The organism is Pantoea sp. SGAir0430 (assembly GCF_043549295.1).
On the sequence record NZ_CP039427.1, the window covers coordinates 3,866,282 to 3,890,536 of the forward strand.

A 24,255-nucleotide genomic window follows, 5' to 3' on the forward strand; every position below is an offset into this window, starting at 1 on the left:
CAATTATTTTCTGCCGGTTCATACGCGGTATAGCCATTGATGTGCAAAGCTACAAACCAGGCGCGCTTTCGGGTAAACTAGCGCGTTACTTTTATCTCCTCTCACCGAATCGTCAAAAAAGACTGAAAAGCCATGTTTGAAATTAATCCGGTCAAAAATCGTATCCAGGACCTCAGCGAGCGCAGCAGCGTTCTTAGGGGGTATCTTTGACTACGATGCCAAGAAAGAACGCCTCGAAGAAGTAAACGCCGAGCTGGAACAGCCGGACGTCTGGAACGAACCTGAACGCGCGCAGGCGCTGGGCAAAGAGCGCGCCTCGCTGGAAGCGGTAGTTGAAACGCTCGACCAGATGCAGCAGGGGCTGGAAGATGTGCAGGGTCTGCTGGAGCTGGCGGTTGAAGCCGACGACGAAGAGACCTTCAACGAAGCCGTTGTCGAGCTGGACGCGCTGGACGTGAAGCTGGGTGAACTGGAGTTCCGCCGTATGTTCTCCGGCGAATACGACAGCGCCGACTGCTACATGGATATTCAGGCCGGCTCTGGCGGCACTGAAGCGCAGGACTGGGCCAGCATGCTGCTGCGCATGTATCTGCGCTGGGCGGAAGCCAAAGGCTTCAAAACCGAGATCATCGAAGAGTCCGAAGGCGAAGTGGCCGGTACCAAATCAGCCACCATCAAAATTATCGGTGATTACGCTTACGGCTGGCTGCGTACCGAAACCGGCGTTCATCGTCTGGTGCGTAAGAGCCCGTTCGACTCCGGCGGTCGTCGTCACACCTCCTTCAGTTCGGTATTTATTTACCCGGAAGTGGATGACAACATCGACATCGAAATCAACCCGGCCGACCTGCGTATCGACGTCTATCGCGCCTCGGGTGCCGGTGGTCAGCACGTTAACAAAACCGAGTCAGCGGTGCGTATTACCCACCTGCCGACCAATATTGTGGTGCAGTGCCAGAACGACCGCTCGCAGCATAAGAACAAAGATCAGGCCTTCAAACAGCTGCGTGCCAAGCTGTATGAATACGAAATGCAGAAGAAGAATGCCGACAAGCAGGCGGCGGAAGAGAACAAGTCGGACATCGGCTGGGGCAGCCAGATCCGTTCATACGTTCTTGACGATTCGCGCATCAAGGATCTGCGTACCAGCGTAGAAACGCGTAATACCCAGGCCGTACTGGATGGCGATCTTGACCGTTTTATTGAAGCAAGTTTAAAAGCAGGGCTATAAGGAACCGACATGTCTGAACAACAACCGCAGAGCGCTGATGCCGCCCTTGAGTTAAACAACGAACTGAAAGCGCGTCGCGAAAAACTCAGCGCGCTGCGTGAAAAGGGCGTGGCGTTTCCTAACGATTTCCGCCGTGACACCACTTCCGATCGTCTGCATGCCGACTATGACAGCAAAGAGAACGACGAGCTGGAAGCGCTCGGCGTTGAGGTGAGCGTAGCCGGTCGTATGATGACCCGCCGCATCATGGGTAAAGCGTCGTTCGCCACCCTGCAGGATGTAGGCGGTCAGATCCAGATCTACGTCTCCCGTGACGATCTGCCGGAAGGCGTCTACAACGAGCAGTTCAAAAAATGGGATCTCGGCGATATCCTCGGCGCGCGCGGTAAGCTGTTCAAAACCAAAACCGGCGAGCTGTCGATCCACATCTCTGAGCTGCGCCTGCTGACCAAAGCGCTGCGTCCGCTGCCGGACAAATTCCACGGCCTCGCCGATCAGGAAACCCGTTACCGTCAGCGTTACCTTGACCTGATCTCCAACGACGATTCGCGTAAGACCTTCAAAATTCGCTCACAAATCATGGCCGGCATTCGTCAGTTCATGGTTAACCGCGACTTTATGGAAGTGGAAACGCCGATGATGCAGGTGATTCCTGGCGGCGCGTCCGCACGTCCGTTCATCACCCATCACAACGCGCTCGACATCGACATGTACCTGCGTATCGCGCCGGAGCTGTACCTTAAGCGTCTGGTGGTCGGCGGTTTTGATCGCGTGTTTGAGATCAACCGTAACTTCCGTAACGAAGGGATTTCGCCGCGCCACAATCCAGAGTTCACCATGATGGAACTCTATATGGCGTATGCGGATTACAAAGATCTGATCGAACTGACCGAGAGTCTGTTCCGCACCCTGGCGCAGGACGTGCTGGGCACGACGGAAGTGCCTTATGGTGAGCACACCTTCGATTTCGGCAAGCCATTTGAGAAGCTCACCATGCGTGAAGCGATCAAGAAATACCGTCCGGAAACGGACCTCGCCGATCTGGATGACTTTGACAAAGCCGTGGCGATTGCCAACACGCTGCACATCAAAGTGGAGAAGAGCTGGGGTCTGGGCCGCGTGGTGACCGAGATCTTCGAAGAGACCGCCGAAGCGCACCTGATTCAGCCAACCTTCATCACCGAGTATCCGGCAGAGGTGTCACCGCTGGCGCGTCGTAATGACGAGAACCCGGAAATCACCGACCGCTTTGAGTTCTTCATCGGCGGTCGTGAAATCGGTAACGGCTTCTCCGAGCTGAACGATGCGGAAGATCAGGCCGAGCGTTTCCTGCAGCAGGTTAACGCGAAGGACGCCGGTGATGACGAAGCGATGTTCTACGACGAAGACTACGTCACCGCGCTGGAGCACGGTCTGCCACCGACTGCAGGTCTGGGCATTGGTATCGACCGTCTGGTCATGCTGTTCACCAACAGCCACACCATTCGTGACGTGATCCTGTTCCCGGCTCTGCGCCCGACCGGCAAGTAATCAGGTTGCCTTCACCCTCACCCTAACCCTCTCCCATGGGGAGAGGGGACTTGCCTGTACCCCGGTGGGAGAGGGCCGCTGTGGTTTTCTTCCTCTCCCTGTGGCAGAGGACCGCTGTGGTTTTCTCCCTCTCCCTGTGGCAGAGGTCCGCTCTGGTTTCTCCCTCTCCCCGGTGGGAGAGGTCAGCTCTGGTTTTCTCCCTCTCCCCGTGGGAGAGGGCCGGGGTGAGGGCATCAGCGCGCACCCAACCTAAGACTTCACCACCCCATCCAGCCACGCCTGGAACCGCGCATAAGGCACATACAGCGCCACATCTTTAAACAGCGTTTTGCCGCTCTTATTATCATCAATCCGACTGCTATAACCGACAATCACCCCGGCCAGCGTGTCGTCGCTGGCGTTATACACCGCGCCGCCGGACATGCCTTTCACCACGCCAGCATTGGCCGCCACCACCACGCAGCTGGCCTTATTCCAGTCATTGCTCAGCGTCGTATTGATCAGGTTTTTGCCGCTTGATGCCACCGGCAGCGCGGAGATAAAGCTATACCCATACAGATTTACGTTGTCGCCGATATGGCTGTTGCGGAACTGCGGGGGCAGGTTGGCTTCTTTATTTGCATGATAAACCACGGCGATATCGCACTCCGGATGCCAGGCCTTCACCCGATACAGCGAATATTTGGCCACGTGCGCCGCCGTCAGGCTGTATTCGCGCGTCAGGGGGATAGTGGTGCCCAGCGCACCCATGCCGAGCACGGTGGGGATGCCGGTGACGGTCATATCGACGCGCCTGGCCGCTTCTGAGCTGTATTCATAGTGCCCGACCGAGCAGCCGCTTAAGCCGCCGATCGCCAGCGCGATGATCCATCGCATAACTCTGTCCCCCTGTTGTGTTGACGCCGCATTACCGGGCAATCCATTGGGGTATCGGCAATGTGCGACCATCCTTTACTGCCTGATTTAACGCCAGAAAGCGCCGTCGCTGTGACAGCGATCACAACCTGTTATCAAGCGTAGTCTGTTATCGCCGTCCTGTCTCAGTGATGCATAAGCGACACTTTTTAGCGCCGGCATTATTGCCGCGCAGGCAAAATAGCCTTGCTGCCGCCCGGGTGGTTGATAGCCGGAGGCTGTGCTTTAATAGCAGACTGTGACGCAGTTCAAAAATAAACATCCCCGCATTGTCGGAGGGATACGCGTCTGTCTTAACCGTACGGCGTTCGTCGTGCGGCCCGCCTGCAAAATTATTTTGGGAGAGTGTGTTATGCCTGTTGCATTACTGGCGCTGGCGCTGAGTGCGTTCGCCATCGGCACCACGGAGTTCGTCATCATGGGGTTACTGCCGGAAGTGGCGGGTGACCTGCAGGTGTCGATTCCTTCTGCGGGCTGGCTGATCAGCGGCTATGCGCTGGGCGTGGCTATCGGCGCGCCAATCATGGCGCTGCTGACCGCGAAACTGCCGCGTAAACGTACCCTGATTCTGCTGATGATCATCTTCATCATCGGCAACGTACTCTGTGCGCTGGCTTATACCTATAACCTGCTGATGCTGGCGCGCGTCATTACCGCGTTGTGTCACGGTGCGTTCTTCGGCATCGGTTCAGTGGTCGCGGCCAGCCTGGTGGCACCGAGCCGTCAGGCGTCGGCGGTGGCGCTGATGTTTACCGGTCTGACACTGGCCAACGTACTGGGCGTGCCGCTCGGCACCTGGTTTGGTCAGCTGTTTGGCTGGCGCGCCACCTTCTGGGGCGTGGCGATTATCGGCATCCTCGCGTTCATCGCGCTGATTGTCAGCCTGCCGACCAACAAAGATGAAAAACCGGTGCACCTGGCGAGCGAAATCAGCGCGCTGGCCAACGGCAAACTGTGGCTGTCGCTGCTGATGACGGTGTGTTTTGCCGCCGCGATGTTTGCGCTGTTCAGCTACATTGCGCCGCTGCTGCTGCAGGTGACCGGCATCAGCGATCGCGGTGTCAGCTGGACGCTGTTCCTGATTGGCGCTGGCCTGACGGTGGGTAACATTGTTGGCGGGAAACTGGCGGACTGGAAAGTGTCGTTCAGCCTGATCCTCAGCTTCTCGCTGATCGCCGTGTTCTCGCTGCTGTTCAGCTGGACCAGCCATGCGCTGTGGCTGGCAGAGGTAACCCTGTTCCTGTGGGCGATGGCGACCTTCGCCACCGTGCCGGGCCTGCAAATCAACGTGGTGCGCCACGGTAAAGACGCGCCGAACCTGGTGTCGACGCTCAATATCTCGGCCTTCAACGTCGGAAACGCACTCGGTGCGTGGGTGGGCGGCGCTGTGATCGACAAAGGCTATGGCCTGACGGCGGTGCCGGTCGCGGCGGCAGCGCTGGCGGCAGCGGGATTAGTGGTTTGTCTGCTGACCTTCCGCAAATCGGGCGGTCAGCGCGAGACGGTGCGCGCTTAAGCCAGCCGCTGGGCGATGCGCTGCGGAAAGGTGGCCACCTGCTGCTGCAGGTGGTCGCAAAAGTGATCGACCAGCGCCGATGCCGGTCGATGCTGTGGCCGCACCAGGCTCACCGTGAACGGCACGGCAATACTGAAGCGGCGCATCACCACACCGCTGTCGGCGTAATCCAGCGCCGTCAGCGGATTAACAATCGAAATGCCCACCCCGGCGCGCACCATCGCGCACACCGACGCGGCGCTGTGCGTCTCCAGCACCAGCCGCCGCTCCACCTGCTGCTCATGGAACAGCGCATCCAGCAACTGACGATAGCTATCGCTGCGCGACAGGCTGACATAGTTTTCACCGTGAAAATCCTGCGGCGTCAGCACCGCCCGCTGACACAGCGGATGCTGCGGCGGCAGCACGCACACTTCGTCGCTGGTCAGCAGTGCCAGGCGTTCAGTCCCGGCGGGCGCATGCTGGGTTTCGGTCAGACCGAGATCGTAGCGCTGCGCCGACAGCCACTCCTCCAGCAGCGGCGACTCCTGCGGAATAATATTCAGGCTCACCTGCGGATAGCGCTGTAAAAACGGCTGCAGCAGCGGCGGTAACAGCGACTGGGAAAAAACCGGCAGGCAGGCGATGGACAGCTCGCCCTGGCGGAACTGGCGCAACCCTTCGGCGGCATCCATGATGCGATCCAGACCGTACCACGAGCGCTGCACCTCTTCGTACAGCCGCAGCCCTTGCACGGTGGGCTGCAGGCGGCCGCGCACCCGCTCAAACAGCTGTAAGCCCAGCTGCTGCTCCAGCCGCGCCAGTTCGCGGCTCACCGTTGGCTGCGAGGTGTGCAGCAGCGTGGCGGCCTGGGTCAGATTGCCGCTGGTCATCACCGCGTGAAAGATTTCGATATGCCGCCAGTTAATTTTTGCCATCGTCGCCTCCGTGTCATCCATATCATATTTGCATAGCTGATGCTTAAACAGATATTTTTCTGCATTACTGTGCTGTGGCTAAATGACAGCAACGACTCAGGAGAATGCTTATGCCACGTCCACTTAACGATTCCCAGACGGCGCTTAACGCCACAAATCTGCTGCCGCTGGCGCAGCGCTACAGCGGCCCGTTCTGGGCTTACGATGCCGAAATCATTCAGCAGCGTATTGCGCAGCTCAGCGCGTTTGACGTGGTGCGCTTTGCGCAAAAGGCCTGCTCAAATATTCATATTCTGCGCCTGATGCGCGCTGCCGGCGTCAAGGTCGATTCGGTCTCGCTCGGCGAGATCGAACGTGCGCTGGCTGCCGGTTTTCAGCCGGGCGGCGAGGATATTGTGTTCACCGCCGATGTGCTGGACTCACCGACGCTGGCGCGCATCGCCGAGCTGAAGGTGCCGGTGAATGCCGGCTCAGTGGATATGCTGCATCAGCTCGGCGCGGTTTCGCCGGGTCACAGCGTCTGGCTGCGCATTAATCCGGGCTTTGGCCACGGTCACAGCCAGAAAACCAATACCGGCGGCGAAAACAGTAAGCACGGCATCTGGCACAGCGATCTGCCGCTGGCGCTGGCGGCGATCCAGCAGCATGGCCTGCAGCTGGTAGGTTTACATATGCACATTGGCTCCGGCGTCGATTATGGCCATCTGCAGCAGGTGTGCGACGCGATGGTCGACCAGGTAGTGGCCTTTGGCCAGGACCTGCAGGCCATTTCGGCGGGCGGCGGGCTGTCGATTCCTTACCGCTTTGGTGAGGAGGCGATTGATACGCAGCACTATTACGGCCTGTGGAACGGCGCGCGCGAGCGTATCGCGGCGCACCTCGGCCATGCGGTGAAGCTGGAGATCGAGCCGGGCCGTTTCCTGGTGGCAGAGTCGGGCGTACTGGTGTCGCAGGTGCGGGCGGTGAAGCAGATGGGCAGCCGTCACTTTGTGCTGGTGGATGCCGGTTTCAGCGATCTGATGCGTCCGTCGATGTACGGCAGCTATCACCATATTTCGCTGCTGCCTGCCGATGGCAGCGCGCCGGGTGAGGCGCATGTGGAGAGCGTGGTGGCCGGGCCGCTGTGTGAGTCGGGAGATGTGTTTACCCAGCTGGAAGGGGGCAAAGTGGAAACCCGCGCGCTGCCAGCGGCACAGGTCGGCGATTATCTGGTGTTCCATGATACCGGCGCTTACGGCGCATCAATGTCCTCCAACTACAACAGCCGTCCGCTGATCCCGGAAGTGCTGTTTGAGCAGGGCGTGCCGCGTGAGATTCGCCGTGCGCAGACCATTCAGGAACTGCTGGCGCTGGAGCTGAACTGATGCGCATCGTGCCGCTCAGCAGCGTGCCGCATCACGCCAGCCAGATCACCGACTGGCTGTGGCAGGCGTTTGGTGATGGCACCTCGCGCGCGTTTTACGACAGCATTGTTCGCAGTAGCCTGAACGGTGCCGCGTTTCCGGTGACCTTTGTCGCGCTGGACGACGATGACGTGCCGCACGGCACGGTAGGGTTCTGGCGCTGTGATTTGATTAGCCGTCAGGATCTTTATCCGTGGGTTGCCGCGCTGTATGTGGATGAAGCGGCGCGCGGGCAGGGGCTGAGCGCCGCCCTGCAGCAGCACGTGCTGGACTATGCCCGCCAGCGCGGCTATGCAACGGTGTGGCTGTGGTCGACGTTTGGCGGCTACTACGAGCGATTCGGCTGGCAGTATCAGTGTGATGCGCTGGAGTTTCCTGAGGTGCAGGTGAAGGTGTATTCGCAGGATTTATAGTGGGTTGGGTGCGCGCTGGCCCTCACCCCAACCCTCTCCCGCAAGTGTACAGTCCGGGGACATGGCAGACAGGTGTTCGGGGACATAGTGAACACTTTTTAACATCCTTTACCCATGGTGATCGACTTTTTCTTCAGGTCGATCACCCCCACTTTTGTGCTGTACCACCACACCTCGTAATAACCGTCTTCCCCCGTCTCCTTCAGCCCCACACGCTCTCCCCTGAACGCCTTGCCCGCCTTCAGGCTGAGTCCTTTTACGCTCAGCTTCCCGCTGATATCCACCTTCCTGACCATCACGCCCTCGTCGTATTCCGGTGGCGCTACTCGCCCGCTGTACTGCCGCGATGAGGGCTGATAGCGCGACGCCGGCACCGCCATCTCCAGCGCCTCATGCGGGCGCTCGAGATTGTAGACCGTCCGCCAGTGGTCGAAGGCGCGCTGCAGCTCACCGCTGTCTGCGAACCACTTCCCCTGCAGCACTTCCGCCTTCAGGCTGCGGTGAAAGCGCTCCAGCTTGCCCTGCGTCTGCGGATGATACGGCCGCGAGTGTCCCACCCGGATGCCGTGGCGCATCAGCCACAGCTCCACTGCCGTCCAGGTGCCGGTGGTGTCGCCCCACGGCGAGCCGTTGTCCATCGTCATCCGGTCCGGCAGGCCGTAGCGCTCAAAGACGCTGACCAGCTGCTCCTGTACCGTCTCACGCCGTTCGTCAGCGCAGTGCACCAGGCACAGCGAGAACCGGGAGTGGTCGTCCAGCAGGGTAAGCGGGTGGCAGCGGCCGCCGCCAAAGGGAAAGTGGCCCTTAAAATCCATCTGCCAGAGCCGGTTCGGGGCCGCGTGCTCAAACCGGCCGGTGGCCGGGACGCCCGGCGCTGCGCCCGGCAGCAGGCCGTGGCGGGCCATCAGGTTGTGGACGGTGCTGAAGGCCGGCATGCCGTGCCCGCGGTCTTCGAGCCAGCGCTTAATCTTGCGGGCCCCCCAGTGCTGATGAAGCTCATGCGCCATACGCAGCAGCTCAGTGATGTCGTCAGATGAGCGGTTGGGTGAGTGACGGGGCGCGCGGGAGCGGTCCTGAAGGCCGGACGGTCCTTCCTCATCCCAGCGGCGAAGCCACTTGTAGCCGGTGGCGGGAGATATGCCGTAGCGGCGGCACAGCTCGCGGATGTTCGCCCCGTCTTGCGAGGCGAACAGAACAAACTCAGTACGTAATGACATGGTATCTCTCGCATCCCAGGGCATAAGCGACTCCATAAACGGGTTCTTATGCCTTAGTTGTAAGTGTCTACCATGTCCCCGAACAAGTGTTCACGATGTCCCCGGACTGTACACAAGCGGGAGAGGGGGCTGACCGCGCTCTCCTTGCCGCAAGGGCTGACCGCGCGCTCTGGAACGTTCCCTCTCCCTCAGGGAGAGGGTTAGGGTGAGGGAAAGCCCGCCCCCGTTTAACCCGGTCCACCCACCGAATGCCGCCTGACCAGCGTCGGGCTAAACATATTGGTCACCTCCGGCAGCGCGGTGCCGTTGGCCAGCGCCAGCGCCAGCTGCGCGGCCTGCTGCGCCATGGTCACAATCGGATAGCGCACCGTGGTCAGGCGCGGACGCACGTAGCGCGACACCAGCACATCATCAAAGCCAATCAGCGACATCTCTTCCGGCACGCGAATGCCGTTATCGCTCAGCACCGCCAGCGCACCGGCGGCCATCGAATCGTTGTAGCACGCCACCGCGCTCACCTGCTTGCCGCGTCCGAGCAGTTCCGTCATTGCCTGCTCGCCACCGACCTCATCCGGTTCTCCCCACGCCACCAGCCGGTCGTTGCACGGCAGACCGTGCTCCTTCAGCGCATCGTAGTAGCCCTGCAGCCGATCTTCGGCGTCAGAAATGGTGTGCGTCGAGCAGATAAAGGCGATCTGCGTATGACCCTGCTGAATCAGGTGGCGCGTGGCCAGCCAGGCGCCGTAGCGGTCATCCAGCGCAATGCAGCGTGACTCAAACCCCTGCAGCAACCGGTTCAGCAGCACCATGCCCGGCACCTGCTTCATCAGCAGCTCTAAATCGTCATCGGGAATTTTCTTGGCGTGCACCACCAGGGCGGCACAGCGATGGCGCATCAGCTGTTCAATCGCCTGACGCTCTTTTTGCTCGTTATGGTAACCGTTACCAATCAGCAGAAAGTTGCCGGTTTGCCCGGCGACTTCATCGACTGCTTTCACCATCGCGCCAAAAAACGGGTCTGACACATCGCCTACCACCAGCCCGAGCGTTTCGGTGGATTGCTGCGCCAGCGCGCGGGCATTGGCGTTCGGGTGATACTGCAGCTGTTCCATGGCCTGGGTAACGGCGAGGCGCGAACTCTCGCTGGCTTTGGGCGAATTATTGATGACGCGGGACACGGTCGCGACCGACACCCCCGCCATGCGGGCAACATCCTTAATAGTAGCCATGCAATGGTCGACATCCGGGAAAACGTTTACACATGCTCTCAGTGTTACGGAAAAGCCCGGCAGCCGCAACCCGCCAGAATGTCAGCGCTGTCGCAAAAGTGCGGAAAATCAGACGCTCACGGTGAGGCTTTAGCCCGGTAACGGCACCGTGCTATGCTGCCAGCCTGAATCACACCTGCCTGCCGGACCCATAACCATGAAAACTCGTGTGCCGCACCTTGCGCACTGGGGCGCGTTTACCGCCGTCACCGAAAATCAGCGCCTGATTGCCTGCGAACCTTTCTTCGCCGATGCCGATCCTTCCCCGATGATCCACTCTATCCCTGAACTGGTGTACTCGGATAAACGCATCCGTCAGCCGATGGTGCGCCGTTCGTGGCTGAAGTCGCGTGAAAACAGCGATCGCACGCTGCGCGGCCGGGAGGATTTTGTCGCCGTGGACTGGGACACCGCGCTCGATCTGGTGGCGGAAGAGAACCGCCGGGTGCGCGATCGCTACGGCGCTTCCGGCATTTTCAACGGTTCGTACGGCTGGTCATCAGCCGGTCGCGTTAACCACGCGCGCACCCTGATTCGTCGCTTCTATTTCCAGGGCGGCGGTGGCGTTGATCAGCAGGGTAACTACAGCTGGGGTGCGGCACAGTTCTTTCTGCCGTACGTGATTGGCACTTATATGCCGCTCACCGGCCGCGTCACCGACTGGCCGCAGGTGGTGGAGCATGCAGAAATTTTCGTCGCCTTTGGCGGCCTGGCGCTGAAAAATGCGCAGGTGGCCTCCGGCGGCGCCGGCGAGCACAGCCTGAAACCGGCGCTGCAGCAGCTGAGCGCCAAAGGCACGCCGATCATTAACATCAGCCCGATGCGCGATGACTGCCCGGCATTCGTTAACGCCGAGTGGATTTCGATTCGCCCGAACACCGACGTGGCGTTGATGCTGGCGCTCGGCTATGAAATTACCCGCCGGAACGCTATCGATGATGCTTTCCTCGCCAGCCACTGCACCGGCTGGCCGCAGCTGCGTGCCTATCTGCTGGGCGAAAGCGACGGCGTGGCAAAAACGCCCGCGTGGGCTAGTGCGATAACCGGCATCCCGGCGGCGCGTATCGCGCTGCTGGCGCAGCAGCTGGCGGGCAAACGCAGCTTCATCACCTGTGCTTATGCGGTGCAGCGCGCCCATCGCGGCGAGCAGCCGTACTGGATGATGATTGCGCTCTCGTCGATGCTGGGCCAGCCGGGACTGCCGGGCGGCGGCTTCTCTTTTGGTCATGGCTCAATGAACAGCGTCGGCAATCCGCGCCAGGAAGGCCCGGCGCCGCTGATGAGCACCGGCCCGAATCCGGCGAACCTGTCGATCCCGGTGGCGCGTATCAGCGACATGCTGCTCAATCCCGGCCAGCCGTATGCGTTTCAGGGCGAGACGCTGCACTATCCCGACATTCACCTGGTGCACTGGGCAGGCGGCAATCCGTTCCACCATCACCAGCAGCTCAACCGGCTGGTCGAGGGCTGGCAGCGCCCGGATACGGTCATCGTGCAGGATATCGTCTGGACGCCCGCGGCGCAGATGGCGGACATCGTGCTGCCGGCCACCACCACGCTGGAGCGCAACGACATTGGCGGCTCGTCGCGTGACCGCTTCGTGCTGGCGATGCACCAGGCGATTAAACCGCAGCATCAGGCGCGTAACGACTTTGATATTTTTGCCGATCTGGCCGATCGCCTTGGCTACCGCGAGCGCTTTACCGAAGGACGCAACGAGATGCAGTGGATTGAGCATCTTTACCAGCAGTGCGCGCAGGCGCATGCGCAGCTGGACATCGCGTTCCCGGAGTTTGAGGCATTCTGGCAGCGCGGTTTTGTTGAGATTCCGCAGGGCGGCAAGCCGTACGTGTTTATGGATGATTTCCGCGCCGACCCGCAGGCGCATCCGATTCACACCGCCAGCGGCAAAATTGAGCTGTTTTGCCAGACCATCGCCGATTACCAGCTGGCGGATTTCGCCGGGCATCCGGAGTGGCGCGCGCCGCAGGAGTGGCTTGGCGCAGCGCTCAGCGCGCAGTTCCCGCTGCACATGATTTCGGTGCAGCCTGCGGATCGCCTGCACAGCCAGCTGGATGCCACCGCCACGGTGCAGGCCGGCAAAACTGCCGGTCACGAAACGCTGTATATGCACGTTGACGACGCCGCCGCGCGCGGTATCAGTGACGGCGATGAGATTGAAGTGAGCAACGCGCGTGGCCGTATGCTGGCTGGCGTTCGCCTGACGGACGGCCTGACGCCCGGCGTGGTGATCATCGCCACCGGTGCCTGGTTCGATCCCGGTTTTGGCAAAGCGTGGCAGCCGTGGGACCGCGCCGGCAACCCTAACGTGCTGACGCTCGACATCGGGACCTCGTCGTTAACTCAGGGCCCGAACGCCATGAGCTGCCTGGTGGAAATCAAAAAACACGCCAGTTGCACAATCGGCTAACAATCTCACCGCTGGTTACATTTTGCCGGTAACTGTTGCGTTTGAGTGATAGTTTCTGCGCTGAGCAACTTGCTACAGTCAGGGTCCCAGAGGTATTGATGGGTGAACATCAACAGTTTTCTTGATTACACCGACCTGCGCAGATGCGCAGGTTTTTTTTGCCTGCGATCTGCCGGTGTGACGCGTCCCGTTACGATGACCTCAATCGGGCATAAACGAACTGATACATTGTTTTCCTGTCAACTCGCTTTACCTTTCTTTATAACTGCAGCTAACCCCTTTGGATTCATCTTTTATCGCAGCGGATCGCCATGCCCCCGATTAAAAAATTTCTGGGAAAAGACCAGATTAAAGCCCCGTTTAACCCGTTTCGTTTTCGTCTGATTTGTCTGGGCGTATTAGGCTGCATGGGCCTGCTGCTGGCGCGCGTCGGCGATTTGCAGCTGATCAATCATCCGATGCTGGAGCACGAGGCCGACCAGCGCTCGCTGCGGACCGTGACGCTGCCGACCAACCGCGGCACGCTGCTCGACCGCGACGGCCAGGCGCTGGCGCTCAGCGTGCCATCGCGCGATATCATCGCCGATCCGCTGCGCGTGCTCGAGGCCAATCCCGATTTCACCAGCGCCAAATGGAGCTATCTGGCGGCGGCGCTGAATTTGCGACCGGACGAGCTGCGCGCGCAGATCACCGCCAATCCGAAAAAGCGCTTCCTCTATCTCGGGCGCAAAATCGAGCTGGGCATTGCCAAAGATATTGCTGAGCTGCATCTGAAAGGCATCAGTTCGGTGTATGACGACAGCCGTTTTTATCCGATGAGTGAAGCCGCGGCGCCGCTGATTGGCATCGTCGGGGCGGACAATAACGGGCTTAACGGGCTGGAGAAGGGCTTTGACCGGGTACTGCAGGGCGAGCCGGGTAAAGAGGTGTATCGCCAGGACGGGGACGGCAACATTATTGCGATGATCGATTACGAGCCGCCGAAGCAGCCGCCGACGGTGCAGCTCAGCATCGATAAGTTTGACCAGTTTACGCTGTACAGCAAGCTGCGCGACGGCGTGCTGCTCAACAAGGCCGATTCGGGCGCGGCGGTGCTGGTGAAGATCGACACCGGCGAGATCCTCGCTATGGCATCTTATCCGTCGTTCAACCCCAACAATTATGACAACGCCACGCCGGCGCAAATGCGCAATACCGCCATCAACGACAGCTACGAGCCCGGTTCGACGGTGAAGCCGCTGGTGGTGATGGAGGGGCTGCAGCGCCATCTGGTGCGCCCCGATTCGGTGATCGACACCACGCCCTACAGCGTCAACGGCCACCTAATCCGCGATGTCGGCCACTGGCCGCGCCTGACCATGACCGGCATTTTGCAGAAATCCAGCGACATCGGCGTGTCGCACATCGCGCTGGCAATGCCGGCGGAAGCGCTGGTGAACACCTATCAGGCGTTTGGTCTTGGCAAGCCGACCGGGCTGGGACTGACCGGTGAGAGCGTGGGCTACTTCCCGCTGCACCGCCAGCGCTGGGCGGACATCGAGCGCGCCACCTTCTCGTTCGGCTACGGTCTGCGCGTAACGCCGCTGCAGATTGCGCGTGAATACGCCACGCTCGGTTCGTATGGCGTCTATCGCCCGCTGTCGATCACCAAAGTGACGCCACCGGTACTGGGCAGGCAGGTGGCGGATCCGCAGATCGTGCAAACCGTGGTGCACATGCTGGAGAGTGACGTGCTGCCGGGCGGTACCGGGGTGAAAGCAGCGGTTCCGGGCTACCGGCTGGCGACCAAAACCGGTACCGCGGAGAAGATGGGCAGCAGCGGCAAATATGACGGCGGCTATGTCAACTACACCGCCGGCATCGCGCCGGCCAGCCATCCGGAAGTGGCGCTGGTGGTGATGATTAACCATCCTACCGCCGGCGATCACTTTGGCGGCTCGGTGGCCGCGCCGGTATTTGGCAACATCATGGGGCCGGTGCTGAAACACATGAACGTGGCACCCGACGCGATTTACAGTAAACCGGCATCAGATAAATCTTAACGAAATCAGGATGTAAACACGCAGTCGAGCTTTTCACACCTCGTTGCATTTCGCCGAACTCCGTTGCGATTTGCGGCTGTTATCCGTGCCGCCATTGCGCGACGATAAAGGTCCCAGAGGTATTGATTGGTGTGAAGATCGGCTGCTGCGGCAGCGATACCCTTGTGGTATTCACCCTGTTCGGTTGCACCGACCCACGCGGATGCGTGGGTTTTTTTTGCCTGTAAGTTGTCCTCCTCTCCCGTTTATAGCGCCTGCGCGCGCCATCACCGGCCGCTGCCGGGCGCGGTTTAAATCCTGCATCTCTTAACGAAACGCTTACGGTTTGCGTATAGAAAACGTTCTGGCGATCCGCCGATAATGCGCGTCGTGATGATTTTCGCTGAAATAATCCCCTGCTTACCGGGGTTTTTACCCACACTTTTGCTGATCTGAAGACGCTGATGACTATCCATGCTCCCCGTTCTGGTTTCTCCCGCTGGCTGAAATGGCTGCTTGTGTTGCTGGTGCTGCTGATCGCGGCAGGCGTGATCTGGCGTGTGGCAGGCGGCAAGCGGGGCGCAGTACCCGGCGACCTGCCGCCAGGCGGTCATCGCGGCGCGGCGCAGATGAGCGGCCCGGCAACGCTGGTGCACAGCGGCATTGCCGCGACGGCCGACGTGCCGGTGTACCTGAATGCGCTCGGCACGGTGATCCCCAACGCCAGCGTCACCGTCACCAGCCGCGTGGCCGGGCAGCTGCAGCAGGTGTTCTTTACTGAAGGGCAGAAAGTCAGCGCCGGTCAGCTGCTGGCGCAGATCGATCCGCGCAGTTATCAGGCGACGCTGGCGCAGTATCAGGGCGATCTCAGCCAGAACCAGGCGCTGCTGCACAGTGCGCAACTGACGCTGGCACGCTACAAAAAGCTGGCAGCGCAGGACTCGCTGTCGCGCCAGGATCTGGATAGCCAGATTGCTACCGTCGGCCAGTATCAGGGCGCGGTGGCGGCGGATCAGGCGCAAATCGCCAGCGCAAAACTGGATATTGAGTATGCCCGCATCACCTCGCCGATCAGCGGCCGCGTAGGTCTGCGGCTGGTCGATCCGGGCAATATGGTGCAGACCAGCGACACCACCGGCATTGTGGTGGTGACGCAAATGCAGCCTGCCGCCGTGACGTTCAGCGTGCCGCAGAGTTACATCGCGCAGCTGACGCGCGCACTGCGCAACGGCCAGAGCCTGCCCGCGACGGCCTTCGATCAGGACAACAGCACCATACTGGCGCAGGGTGAGGTGAAGTACATCAGCAATCAGATCGATACCAGCACCGGCACCATCGAACTGAAAGCCAGCTTTCCTAACGAGGACGAAGCGCTGTTTGCCAACCAGTTCGTTAATCTGCGTCTGCAAACCGGCACGCTGAAAAACGCGACGGTGATCCCGGCGCAGGCGCTGCAGCTGAGCAGCGACGGGAGCTTTGTGTTTATTATCAACAAAGACAATAGCGTGACGCGCAAAGCGGTCACCGCCGGACCGGCACTGGGGGAAGATCGTCAGGCGATCCTGCAGGGCGTGGCGCCAGGCGATCGTCTGGTGACCGAGGGGATCGATCGTCTGACTAACGGCAGCAAAGTCCAGCTGGCTGACGACAGCAAAAGTACCCAGCCATGAATCCGTCTCGTCTGTTTATCCTGCGCCCGGTGGCGACGATTCTGCTGATGATCGGCGTGCTGATCGCCGGTCTGTTCGCTTATCGCTTTCTCTCCACCTCGGCGCTGCCGCAGGTGGATTATCCGACCATTCAGGTTACCACCCTTTATCCTGGCGCCAGCCCGGACGTGATGGCCTCATCCGTAACCTCGCCGCTGGAGCGTCAGCTCGGTCAGATGGCCGGTCTTAGCCAGATGACGTCTGCCAGCTCGGGCGGATCATCGATTATCACCCTGAAGTTCAGCCTCGATCTGTCGCTCGACGTCGCCGAACAGGAAGTCCAGGCGGCAATCAACGCGGCGAACAATCTGCTACCGGACGATCTGCCCAATCCGCCGACGTATAAAAAGGTCAATCCGGCCGACAGTGCGGTGATCACGCTGGCCGCCAGTTCCGACACGCTGCCGCTGACTGAGGTGCAGGATTTGGTGAACACGCGCGTGGCGCTGAAGCTGTCGCAAATCAACGGTGTGGGGATGGTGACCCTGGCGGGCGGCAATCAGCCGGCGATTCGCGTGCAGATGGATCCAAAAGCGCTGGCGGCGCACAAGCTGTCGCTGGAAGACGTCAATACGCTGATCGCCAACAGCAACGTCAACGGTTCGAAAGGCGGTTTCGACGGCAAATATCACTCGGTGACCATCGACGCCAACGACCAGCTGCGCACCGCGGCCGAATACGGCAATCTGATTCTCACCTGGCAGAACGGTGCGGCGCTGCGGCTGAAAGATATCGCCCATATCGAGCAGGGGCCGGAGAATCGCTTTCAGTCGGCGTGGGCCAATAACCGTCCGGCGATTGTCATCAGCGTGCAGCGCCAGCCCGGCGCCAACGTCATTCAGGTGGTGGATAGCATTAAAAAGCAGCTGCCCGTACTGCAGGCGGCGCTGCCGGATGGCGTGAAAATGCGTGTGCTCGCCGATCGCACGCAGACCATCCGCGCCTCGATCAGCGACGTACAGTTTGAACTGATGCTGTCGATCGCACTGGTGGTGATGGTGACCTTCCTGTTTCTGCGCAACGTGGCGGCGACGCTGATTCCCAGCGTGGCAGTACCGCTGTCGCTGATTGGCACCTTTGGCGTGATGTATCTCGCCGATTTCAGCCTCAACAACCTGTCGCTGATGGCGCTGACCATCGCCACCGGGTTTGTCATTGATGACGCGATTGTGGTGGTGGAGAACATTTCGCGCCGGCTGGAGCAGGGCGAAACGCCAATGCAGGCCGCGCTGAAAGGCTCGCAGCAGATTGGCTTCACCATTATTTCCCTCACGTTTTCCCTGATTGCGGTCCTGATTCCGCTGCTGTTTATGGGCGATGTGGTCGGACGGCTGTTCCGCGAATTCGCCATCACCCTGGCCGTCTCGATTCTGGTGTCGATGGTGGTGTCGCTGACGCTGACGCCGATGCTGTGTGCCTGGCTGTTAAGGCATATTCCTGAGGCGCAGCAGTCACGCTTTGCGCGCAAAGGCGGCGAGCTGTTTGACAAACTGGTACGCGGCTATGACCGCCTGCTCAGCGTGGTGCTCAACCACCAGAAGCTGACGCTGCTGGTGGCGCTGGCAACCTTTGCACTCACCGCGCTGCTGTATCTGGCCATCCCGAAAGGGTTCTTTCCCACCCAGGATACCGGGCTGATTCAGGGAGTGACCGTGGCGTCGCAGGATGTCTCCTTCACGGCGATGGCGCAGCGTCAGCAGGCGCTGGCAACGGTGATCCTGCAAAATCCGGCGGTCGAGAGTGTGTCCTCAACCATTGGTATCGACGGCAATAACACCAGCCTCAATAGCGGGCGCCTGCAGATCAACCTGAAAGCGTTTGACCAGCGCGACGTCAAAGCCGATGAGGTGATTGCGCAGCTACAGCAGGCGGCGCGCCAGGTCGCCGGCATTCAGCTTTATCTGCAGCCAGCACAGGACCTGACGGTCAACGATCAGGTGACGCCGAGCCAGTACCAGTTCACCCTTGATGATGCCGACAGCGAAAACCTGGTGCGCTGGACGCCGCAGCTGATAGCTGCGCTGCAGCAGCGCCCTGAGTTTAATGGCGTGGTCAGCAACCTGCAGGATCAGGGGCGCGTGGCCTATGTGGAGCTGAATCGCGATAAAGCGGCGCGCTACGGCATCACGGCAGCCGACGTCGATACCGCACTGTACAACAGCTTTGGTCAGCGGCTGGTTTCCACCATTTTTACCCAGGCGAATCAGTATCGCGTGGTGCTGGAAGTGGCGCCGCAGTATCAGCAGTCGCCGGCGTCATTTGATGACGTTTATCTGCCGGTGAGCAGCAGCGCATCAACCAGCAGCGACAGCGACAGTGAGACCACCACCACCGGCATGGTGAAACTCACCGCCATCGCCAGCGTGCATGCGCGGACCGGAGCGCTGATGCACATGCGTCTGAATCAGTTCCCGGCGGTGATGGTGTCGTTCAATCTTAACCCCGGTTATTCGCTGGAGGAGGGGCAGCGGGCGATTGCGCAGGTCACGCAGCAGCTTAAACTGCCCGCCAGCATAACGCTGCGTTATCAGGGTGAAACCGCGGCGTTTCAGAGTGCCACCGGCAACACGCTGTGGCTGATTCTGGCGGCGCTGATCACCATGTACGTGGTGCTGGGCATTCTGTATGAAAGCTTTATTCATCCGGTGACCATTCTCTCCACGCTGCCGTCGGCGGCGGTCGGGGCGCTGCTGACGCTGATGCTGGCGGGCAGCGAATTCAGCCTGATCGCGCTAATTGGTGTCATTCTGCTGATTGGCATCGTTAAAAAGAACGCCATTATGATGATCGACTTCGCGCTGGAGGCGCAGCATAAGCAGCATATGACGCCGCGCGAAGCGATCCATCAGGCCTGCCTGCTGCGTTTCCGGCCGATTCTGATGACCACCATGGCGGCGCTGCTTGGGGCGCTGCCGCTGATGCTGGCCTCCGGTTCGGGTGCTGAACTGCGTCAGCCGCTCGGGCTGGTGATTGTTGGTGGCCTGCTGGTGAGCCAGGTGCTGACGCTGTTCTCCACCCCGGTGATCTATCTGTGGTTTGATGGGCTGGCGCAGCGCGGTAAGCGCTACGTGCAGCGCCGGCAGCAGCAGGCGCGGGGCGAGCCATGAACATCACCCGGCTGTTCATCTTTCGCCCGGTTGCCACGCTGCTGCTGACGCTGGCGATCCTGCTGCTCGGGGCGCTGGGCTACCGGCTGCTGCCCGTCGCGCCGCTGCCGCAGGTGGATTTTCCTACCATCATGGTCAGCGCCAGCCTGGCCGGTGCCAGCCCGGAAACCATGGCGGCCACGGTGGCGACGCCGCTGGAGCGTTCGCTCGGCCAGATTGCCGGTGTAACGGAGATGACGTCGACCAGCTCGCAGGGCTCGACCAGCGTGATACTGCAGTTTGAACTTGACCGCGATATCAATGGCGCGGCGCGCGACGTACAGGCAGCGATAAACGCGGCGCGCAGCCTGTTACCGAGTGCTATGGAGTCGCTGCCGACCTATCGTAAAGCGAATCCCTCGGACGCGCCGATTGTGATGCTGGCGCTTACCTCCGCCACGCGCACGCCGGGTGAACTGTATGACCTCGCCGAAAGCAAAATTGAACAGGCGATGGGGCAGGTCAGGGGCGTGGGCGAGGTGTCGCTGATGGGCAGCGCGCTGCCGGCGGTCCGCATTGATCTGCAGCCGCAACAGCTGACGCACTATGGCATTGCGCTGGATACGGTGCGCAGCGCCGTATCCAGCAGCACCACCAATCTGCCGAAAGGCATGCTGCAGGGCAGCAGCCAGTCCTGGATGGTGGACGGTAACGGCCAGCTGGACAAAGCGGCACAGTACCGCGACCTGATAGTCAGCTACCACGCGGGTAAGGCGGTGCGACTGCATGACGTCGCCACGGTGTATGACTCGGTGGAGGATCAGTATCAGGCCGGCTTTCTCAATTCACAGCCGTCGGTGATGATCGCCATCAAGCGTCAGGCCGGCGCTAACATGCTCGACACCATTGACGCCATCAAAGCGCAGCTGCCACAGCTGGAGAAAGATCTGCCTGCCGATACCCAGCTCAAAGTGGTGGTAGACCGTTCGCCAACGGTGCGCGCCTCCCTGTATGACACCGAAGAGACGCTGCTGGTGGCGATGCTGCTGGTGATTGCCGTGGTATTTGTCTTCCTGCGTAATTTGCAGGCGGTGGTGATTCCGGCGCTGGCGCTGCCGGTGTCGTTAATCGGCACCTGCGCGGTGATGTATCTGCTCGGTTACAGTCTCGATAACCTGTCGCTGATGGCGCTGATCATCGCCACGGGCTTTGTTGTTGATGACGCCATCGTGGTGCTGGAAAATATCACCCGGCACATCGAAGCCGGTCTGAGTCCGCTGCGTGCTGCCCTGCGCGGTGCCCATGAGGTGAGCTTTACGGTGCTGTCGATGACGGTGTCGCTGGTGGCGGTGTTTATCCCGATTCTGCTGATGGGCAGCATTGTTGGCCGCCTGTTCCGCGAATTTGCGGTGACGCTGACGGTCTCGCTGCTGATCTCCATGTTTGTCTCGCTCAGCCTGACCCCGATGCTGTGCGCCCGGCTGCTGCGGCCGAAGCCGCAGCTCACCCGGCGGCCGCATCCGCTCTATCAGCTGATCGAAAATGCGCTCAACGCGCTGCTGGCCGCCTACGCGCGTGGCCTGGCGTGGGTGATGGCGCACCAGAAGATCACCCTGCTAAGTTTGCTGCTCACCGTGCTGCTCAATCTGTTTCTGTTTAGCGTGGTGCAAAAGGGCTTTTTCCCCAATCAGGACACCGGCCTGCTGATGGGCGCCCTGCGCGCTGACCAGAACATCTCCTTCCAGGCGATGAAGCCAAAGATGCTGGCGTTCACCAAAATCATTGAGGCCGATCCGGCGGTAGACAGCGTGATGTCGTCAATGGGCAGCGGCATGTTTGGCTCGCGCAATAGCGCCAACTTTTTTGTCCGGCTGAAAGATTTTGACCAGCGCACTGCCAGCGCCACCGAAGTGGCTAACCGGCTGAGCCTGAAAACCCGCCATATTGCCGGGGCGCAGCTGTTCCTGATGGCCGCGCAGGATCTGCACATCGGCGGGCGCAGCGCCAACGCCACTTATCAGTACAGCCTGCAGGCTGACGATCTCGATCTGCTGCGCCGCTGGACGCCGAAAGTCCAGGCGGCGCTGGCCGCGATACCGCAACTCAACAGCGTGGATTCCGATGCGCAAACCGGCGGACAGGAGGTGGTGATCAACATCGATCGCGACCGCGCCACGCGGCTGGGCGTTAACGTGCAGATGCTGGACACGCTGCTGAACAATGCCTTTAGCCAGCGACAGATTGCCACGCTCTATCACACGCTCAATCAGTACCATGTGGTGATGGCCCTGCAGGACAGCGACACGCGCGATCCGGCCATGCTGCAACAACTGTATGTGATTAACGACAGCGGCGATCGCGTGCCGCTGGCGGCCTTTGCCCGCTTCAGCGGCGGCAACGCGCCGCTGTCGGTTGCGCATCAGGGCCAGTCAGCGACCAGCACCATCGCCTTCAACCTCAACGACGGCGTGTCGCTGGAGCAGGCGCAGACGCTGATTAAGCAAGCGATGGCACAGCTGGGGTTGCCCTCCAGCATTCAGGCGGGCTTTGCCGGCACCGCCGCAGCGTTCTCTCAGCTCACCGCCACCATGCCGTGGCTGATTATTGCGGCGCTGGCGGCGGTGTATATCGTCCTGGGCGTACTGTATGAGAGTTACATTCACCCGCTGACCATTCTCTCCACGCTGCCGTCGGCAGGCGTCGGGGCGCTGCTGCTGTTGCTGCTGACCAATACGCAGCTGACGGTGATTGCGCTGATCGGCATCATTTTGCTGATCGGTATCGTCAAGAAAAACGCCATCATGATGATCGATTTTGCCCTGCACGCCGAGCGCAGCCAGGGGCTGTCGCCGCAGCAGGCGATTACGCAGGCGTGCCTGATGCGCTTTCGGCCGATCATGATGACCACGCTGGCCGCCTTCTTCGGCGCTCTGCCGCTGGCGCTGGGCAGCGGTGGCGACGCTGATTTACGCAGTCCGCTGGGGATTGCGATTGCCGGCGGTCTGGCCCTGAGCCAGCTGCTGACCCTGTTTACCACGCCAGTGGTCTATCTCTGGCTGGATCGTCTCAGCCGCGCCACCCAGCGTCAGTGGCGGCGCGTGCGTCATGTGGAATCCTGATTGATGAAAATGATGAACATTGGCGCGCTGACGGCGGCGCTACTGGTTGCTGGCTGTAGCGTTGGCCCCGATTATCAGCGTCCGGCGATGGCGCTGCCGACGCACTATAAAGAGGCCAAAGGCTGGACGCAGGCCACGCCGCAGGACGCCAGTCGCAAAGGGGAGTGGTGGACGGTGTATCACGATGCCACCTTGTCCAGCCTGCTGCGCCAGGTGAGCATTTCTAACCAGAACGTCGCCAGTTATGCGGCGCAGTATCGCGAAGCCCAGGCGCTGAGCGCGCAGTCGCGCGCGGCGCTGTTTCCCTCACTCGACTACGATGTCAGCAGCACGCGCAGCGGCAGCCGTGCCAGCACCAGCGGTCAGCGCAGCGTCAGCAACAGCCACAGCGCTACGCTGAATGCCAGCTGGGAGCTGGATCTGTGGGGCAAACTGCGCCGCACCCAGGAAGAAGATAAGGCCAGCGCGCAGGCCAGCCAGGCTGAACTGGCCAATGTCACGCTGAGCGCCCAGTCAGAACTGGCGCAGGACTATTTTCAGCTGCGCATCATCGACGAAAAGATCGCGCTCTATCAGCGCAGCATTGAAGCTTATCAGCGCTATCTCAGCGTGATTAACAACAAGTACCGCGCCGGTAGCGAATCCCGCGCAACCCTGGCGCAGGCACAGATGCAGCTGGAGAGCGCCCGCGCTTCGGCGCAGGATTATCAGTGGCAGCGCGCGCAACTGGAGCACGCGGTGGCGCTGCTGCTGGGGCGTGCGCCAGCCGACTTTACGTTGCCGGTGGCGAAGCTGGATGCCACGCTGCCGTCCATTCCGCAGAGCCTGCCTTCGGCGTTGCTGCAGCGCCGTCCGGACATCGCCTATGCCGAACGTAACGTGGCGGCCGCCAACGCGGCGGTCGGGGTGGCGATTGCCGGTTATTATCCCGACCTGACGCTCAGCGCCAGCGGTGGCGTGACCGCCTCAGCGATCCACAGCTTATTGTCGCTGCCGAATCGCGCCTGGTCGCTGGGGCCGGAGCTCAGCGGTACGCTGCTCGACTTTGGCGCGACCTCGGCGAAAGTGGCGCAGGCGCGTGCCGCCTATGATGCCAGCGTGGCCACCTATCGCCAGACGGTGCTGAGCGCGCTGGGAGAAGTGGAAGATAACCTGGTGGAACTGAATACCTTGCAGGGGGAAATCGCCGCGCAGCAGCGCGCCGCCGTGGCGGCACAGGAGTCAGCACGCGTAACGCGCAACCAGTATGACGCCGGCATGATTGATTACCTTGATGTCGCTACCACGGAAAACAGCAGCCTGAGCGAGCAGCAGAGCCTGCTGTCGCTGCAGAGCAGCCAGTGGGTGAGCAGCGTGGCGCTGATCGCCGCGCTGGGCGGCGGCTGGCAGGGCGAATCACCCTGAATTCATCACGATAAATCACTGCGCTACTTGTCGAACATCCCCGGATCCTGCAAGGTAAGAACCATTTTTTACCGC

Annotated in this window: 15 protein-coding genes; 11 read left to right on the top strand and 4 right to left on the bottom strand. The window is 60.8% G+C overall.

Features of this window, described 5'->3' with window-relative positions; all coding sequences use genetic code 11:
* The first annotated feature begins 132 nt into the window (after nucleotides 1-132).
* Both prfB and lysS read left to right on the top strand, forming a co-directional pair.
* A protein-coding gene (gene prfB / locus E7738_RS18065; protein WP_104093670.1) for a peptide chain release factor 2 occupies nucleotides 133-1,231 on the top strand; the annotation gives its coding sequence in 2 pieces (ribosomal slippage) (nucleotides 133-207 and nucleotides 209-1,231; 1,098 coding nt in all).
* 9 nt (nucleotides 1,232-1,240) lie between these two features.
* Nucleotides 1,241-2,761, top strand: coding sequence for a lysine--tRNA ligase (lysS, locus tag E7738_RS18070; RefSeq protein ID WP_211726624.1), 1,521 nt, complete (start codon nucleotides 1,241-1,243; stop codon nucleotides 2,759-2,761).
* Nucleotides 2,762-3,010: 249 nt separating this feature from the next.
* Here the strand turns inward: lysS and E7738_RS18075 are convergent, their stop codons facing one another.
* Nucleotides 3,011-3,637, bottom strand: coding sequence for a hypothetical protein (locus tag E7738_RS18075; RefSeq protein WP_021506683.1), 627 nt, complete (start codon nucleotides 3,635-3,637; stop codon nucleotides 3,011-3,013).
* Between the two features lie 391 nt (nucleotides 3,638-4,028).
* Here E7738_RS18075 and E7738_RS18080 point away from each other — a divergent pair, with 391 nt between their 5' ends.
* Entirely contained in the window at nucleotides 4,029-5,192 is a 1,164-nt protein-coding gene (locus E7738_RS18080; RefSeq protein WP_058775879.1) for an MFS transporter, read from the top strand.
* Here the strand turns inward: E7738_RS18080 and E7738_RS18085 are convergent.
* Nucleotides 5,189-6,109: a LysR family transcriptional regulator gene (locus E7738_RS18085; protein WP_288444569.1), complete on the bottom strand. Its 921-nt coding sequence runs from the start codon at nucleotides 6,107-6,109 to the stop codon at nucleotides 5,189-5,191. The two genes, E7738_RS18080 and E7738_RS18085, sit on opposite strands and share 4 nt — an antisense overlap.
* A gap of 110 nt (nucleotides 6,110-6,219) precedes the next feature.
* Between E7738_RS18085 and lysA the strand changes: the two genes are divergently transcribed.
* On the top strand, nucleotides 6,220-7,473 hold the full coding sequence (gene lysA / locus E7738_RS18090) for a diaminopimelate decarboxylase (RefSeq protein ID WP_021506686.1): 1,254 nt from the start codon (nucleotides 6,220-6,222) through the stop codon (nucleotides 7,471-7,473).
* Nucleotides 7,473-7,925, top strand: a complete 453-nt coding sequence (locus E7738_RS18095; RefSeq protein WP_058757074.1) for a GNAT family N-acetyltransferase — start codon at nucleotides 7,473-7,475, stop codon at nucleotides 7,923-7,925. Before lysA ends, E7738_RS18095 begins: the two co-directional genes overlap by 1 nt.
* A 98-nt stretch (nucleotides 7,926-8,023) precedes the next feature.
* Here E7738_RS18095 and E7738_RS18100 read toward each other — a convergent pair whose 3' ends face one another.
* Both E7738_RS18100 and galR read right to left on the bottom strand, forming a co-directional pair.
* Nucleotides 8,024-9,178: an IS481 family transposase gene (locus E7738_RS18100; RefSeq protein ID WP_394515624.1), complete on the bottom strand. Its 1,155-nt coding sequence runs from the start codon at nucleotides 9,176-9,178 to the stop codon at nucleotides 8,024-8,026.
* A gap of 191 nt (nucleotides 9,179-9,369) precedes the next feature.
* Nucleotides 9,370-10,371: an HTH-type transcriptional regulator GalR gene (gene galR / locus E7738_RS18105; protein WP_031279486.1), complete on the bottom strand. Its 1,002-nt coding sequence runs from the start codon at nucleotides 10,369-10,371 to the stop codon at nucleotides 9,370-9,372.
* Nucleotides 10,372-10,567: 196 nt separating this feature from the next.
* On the opposite strand from galR, the gene E7738_RS18110 reads away from it, so the two are divergent.
* From E7738_RS18110 to E7738_RS18135, 6 genes are all read left to right on the top strand, one after another.
* Entirely contained in the window at nucleotides 10,568-12,841 is a 2,274-nt protein-coding gene (locus tag E7738_RS18110; protein WP_288444566.1) for a molybdopterin-dependent oxidoreductase, read from the top strand.
* Between the two features lie 311 nt (nucleotides 12,842-13,152).
* Nucleotides 13,153-14,883: a penicillin-binding transpeptidase domain-containing protein gene (locus E7738_RS18115; protein ID WP_021506690.1), complete on the top strand. Its 1,731-nt coding sequence runs from the start codon at nucleotides 13,153-13,155 to the stop codon at nucleotides 14,881-14,883.
* A gap of 443 nt (nucleotides 14,884-15,326) precedes the next feature.
* Nucleotides 15,327-16,532, top strand: coding sequence for an MdtA/MuxA family multidrug efflux RND transporter periplasmic adaptor subunit (locus E7738_RS18120; RefSeq protein ID WP_288444562.1), 1,206 nt, complete (start codon nucleotides 15,327-15,329; stop codon nucleotides 16,530-16,532).
* Nucleotides 16,529-19,678, top strand: a complete 3,150-nt coding sequence (locus E7738_RS18125; RefSeq protein WP_394515915.1) for a multidrug efflux RND transporter permease subunit — start codon at nucleotides 16,529-16,531, stop codon at nucleotides 19,676-19,678. Before E7738_RS18120 ends, E7738_RS18125 begins: the two co-directional genes overlap by 4 nt.
* The gene (locus E7738_RS18130; RefSeq protein ID WP_394515916.1) at nucleotides 19,675-22,776 is read left to right on the top strand and encodes an efflux RND transporter permease subunit; all 3,102 of its coding nucleotides are present in this window, start codon (nucleotides 19,675-19,677) and stop codon (nucleotides 22,774-22,776) included. Before E7738_RS18125 ends, E7738_RS18130 begins: the two co-directional genes overlap by 4 nt.
* 12 nt (nucleotides 22,777-22,788) lie before the next feature.
* The gene (locus E7738_RS18135; RefSeq protein ID WP_372773972.1) at nucleotides 22,789-24,180 is read left to right on the top strand and encodes an efflux transporter outer membrane subunit; all 1,392 of its coding nucleotides are present in this window, start codon (nucleotides 22,789-22,791) and stop codon (nucleotides 24,178-24,180) included.
* Nucleotides 24,181-24,255: the final 75 nt, after the last annotated feature.

Bases quoted from the DNA above. Each gene is read 5' to 3' on its own strand.
- E7738_RS18130 (WP_394515916.1), top strand. From the start codon at position 19,675: ATGAACATCACCCGGCTGTTCATCTTTCGCCCGGTTGCCACGCTGCTG.
- E7738_RS18075 (WP_021506683.1), bottom strand. From the start codon at position 3,637: ATGCGATGGATCATCGCGCTGGCGATCGGCGGCTTAAGCGGCTGCTCG.
- E7738_RS18120 (WP_288444562.1), top strand. From the start codon at position 15,327: ATGACTATCCATGCTCCCCGTTCTGGTTTCTCCCGCTGGCTGAAATGG.
- E7738_RS18100 (WP_394515624.1), bottom strand. From the start codon at position 9,178: ATGGAGTCGCTTATGCCCTGGGATGCGAGAGATACCATGTCATTACGT.
- E7738_RS18115 (WP_021506690.1), top strand. From the start codon at position 13,153: ATGCCCCCGATTAAAAAATTTCTGGGAAAAGACCAGATTAAAGCCCCG.
- E7738_RS18095 (WP_058757074.1), top strand. From the start codon at position 7,473: ATGCGCATCGTGCCGCTCAGCAGCGTGCCGCATCACGCCAGCCAGATC.
- E7738_RS18135 (WP_372773972.1), top strand. From the start codon at position 22,789: ATGAACATTGGCGCGCTGACGGCGGCGCTACTGGTTGCTGGCTGTAGC.
- galR (WP_031279486.1), bottom strand. From the start codon at position 10,371: ATGGCTACTATTAAGGATGTTGCCCGCATGGCGGGGGTGTCGGTCGCG.
- E7738_RS18110 (WP_288444566.1), top strand. From the start codon at position 10,568: ATGAAAACTCGTGTGCCGCACCTTGCGCACTGGGGCGCGTTTACCGCC.
- E7738_RS18125 (WP_394515915.1), top strand. From the start codon at position 16,529: ATGAATCCGTCTCGTCTGTTTATCCTGCGCCCGGTGGCGACGATTCTG.
- E7738_RS18080 (WP_058775879.1), top strand. From the start codon at position 4,029: ATGCCTGTTGCATTACTGGCGCTGGCGCTGAGTGCGTTCGCCATCGGC.
- lysA (WP_021506686.1), top strand. From the start codon at position 6,220: ATGCCACGTCCACTTAACGATTCCCAGACGGCGCTTAACGCCACAAAT.
- E7738_RS18085 (WP_288444569.1), bottom strand. From the start codon at position 6,109: ATGGCAAAAATTAACTGGCGGCATATCGAAATCTTTCACGCGGTGATG.
- lysS (WP_211726624.1), top strand. From the start codon at position 1,241: ATGTCTGAACAACAACCGCAGAGCGCTGATGCCGCCCTTGAGTTAAAC.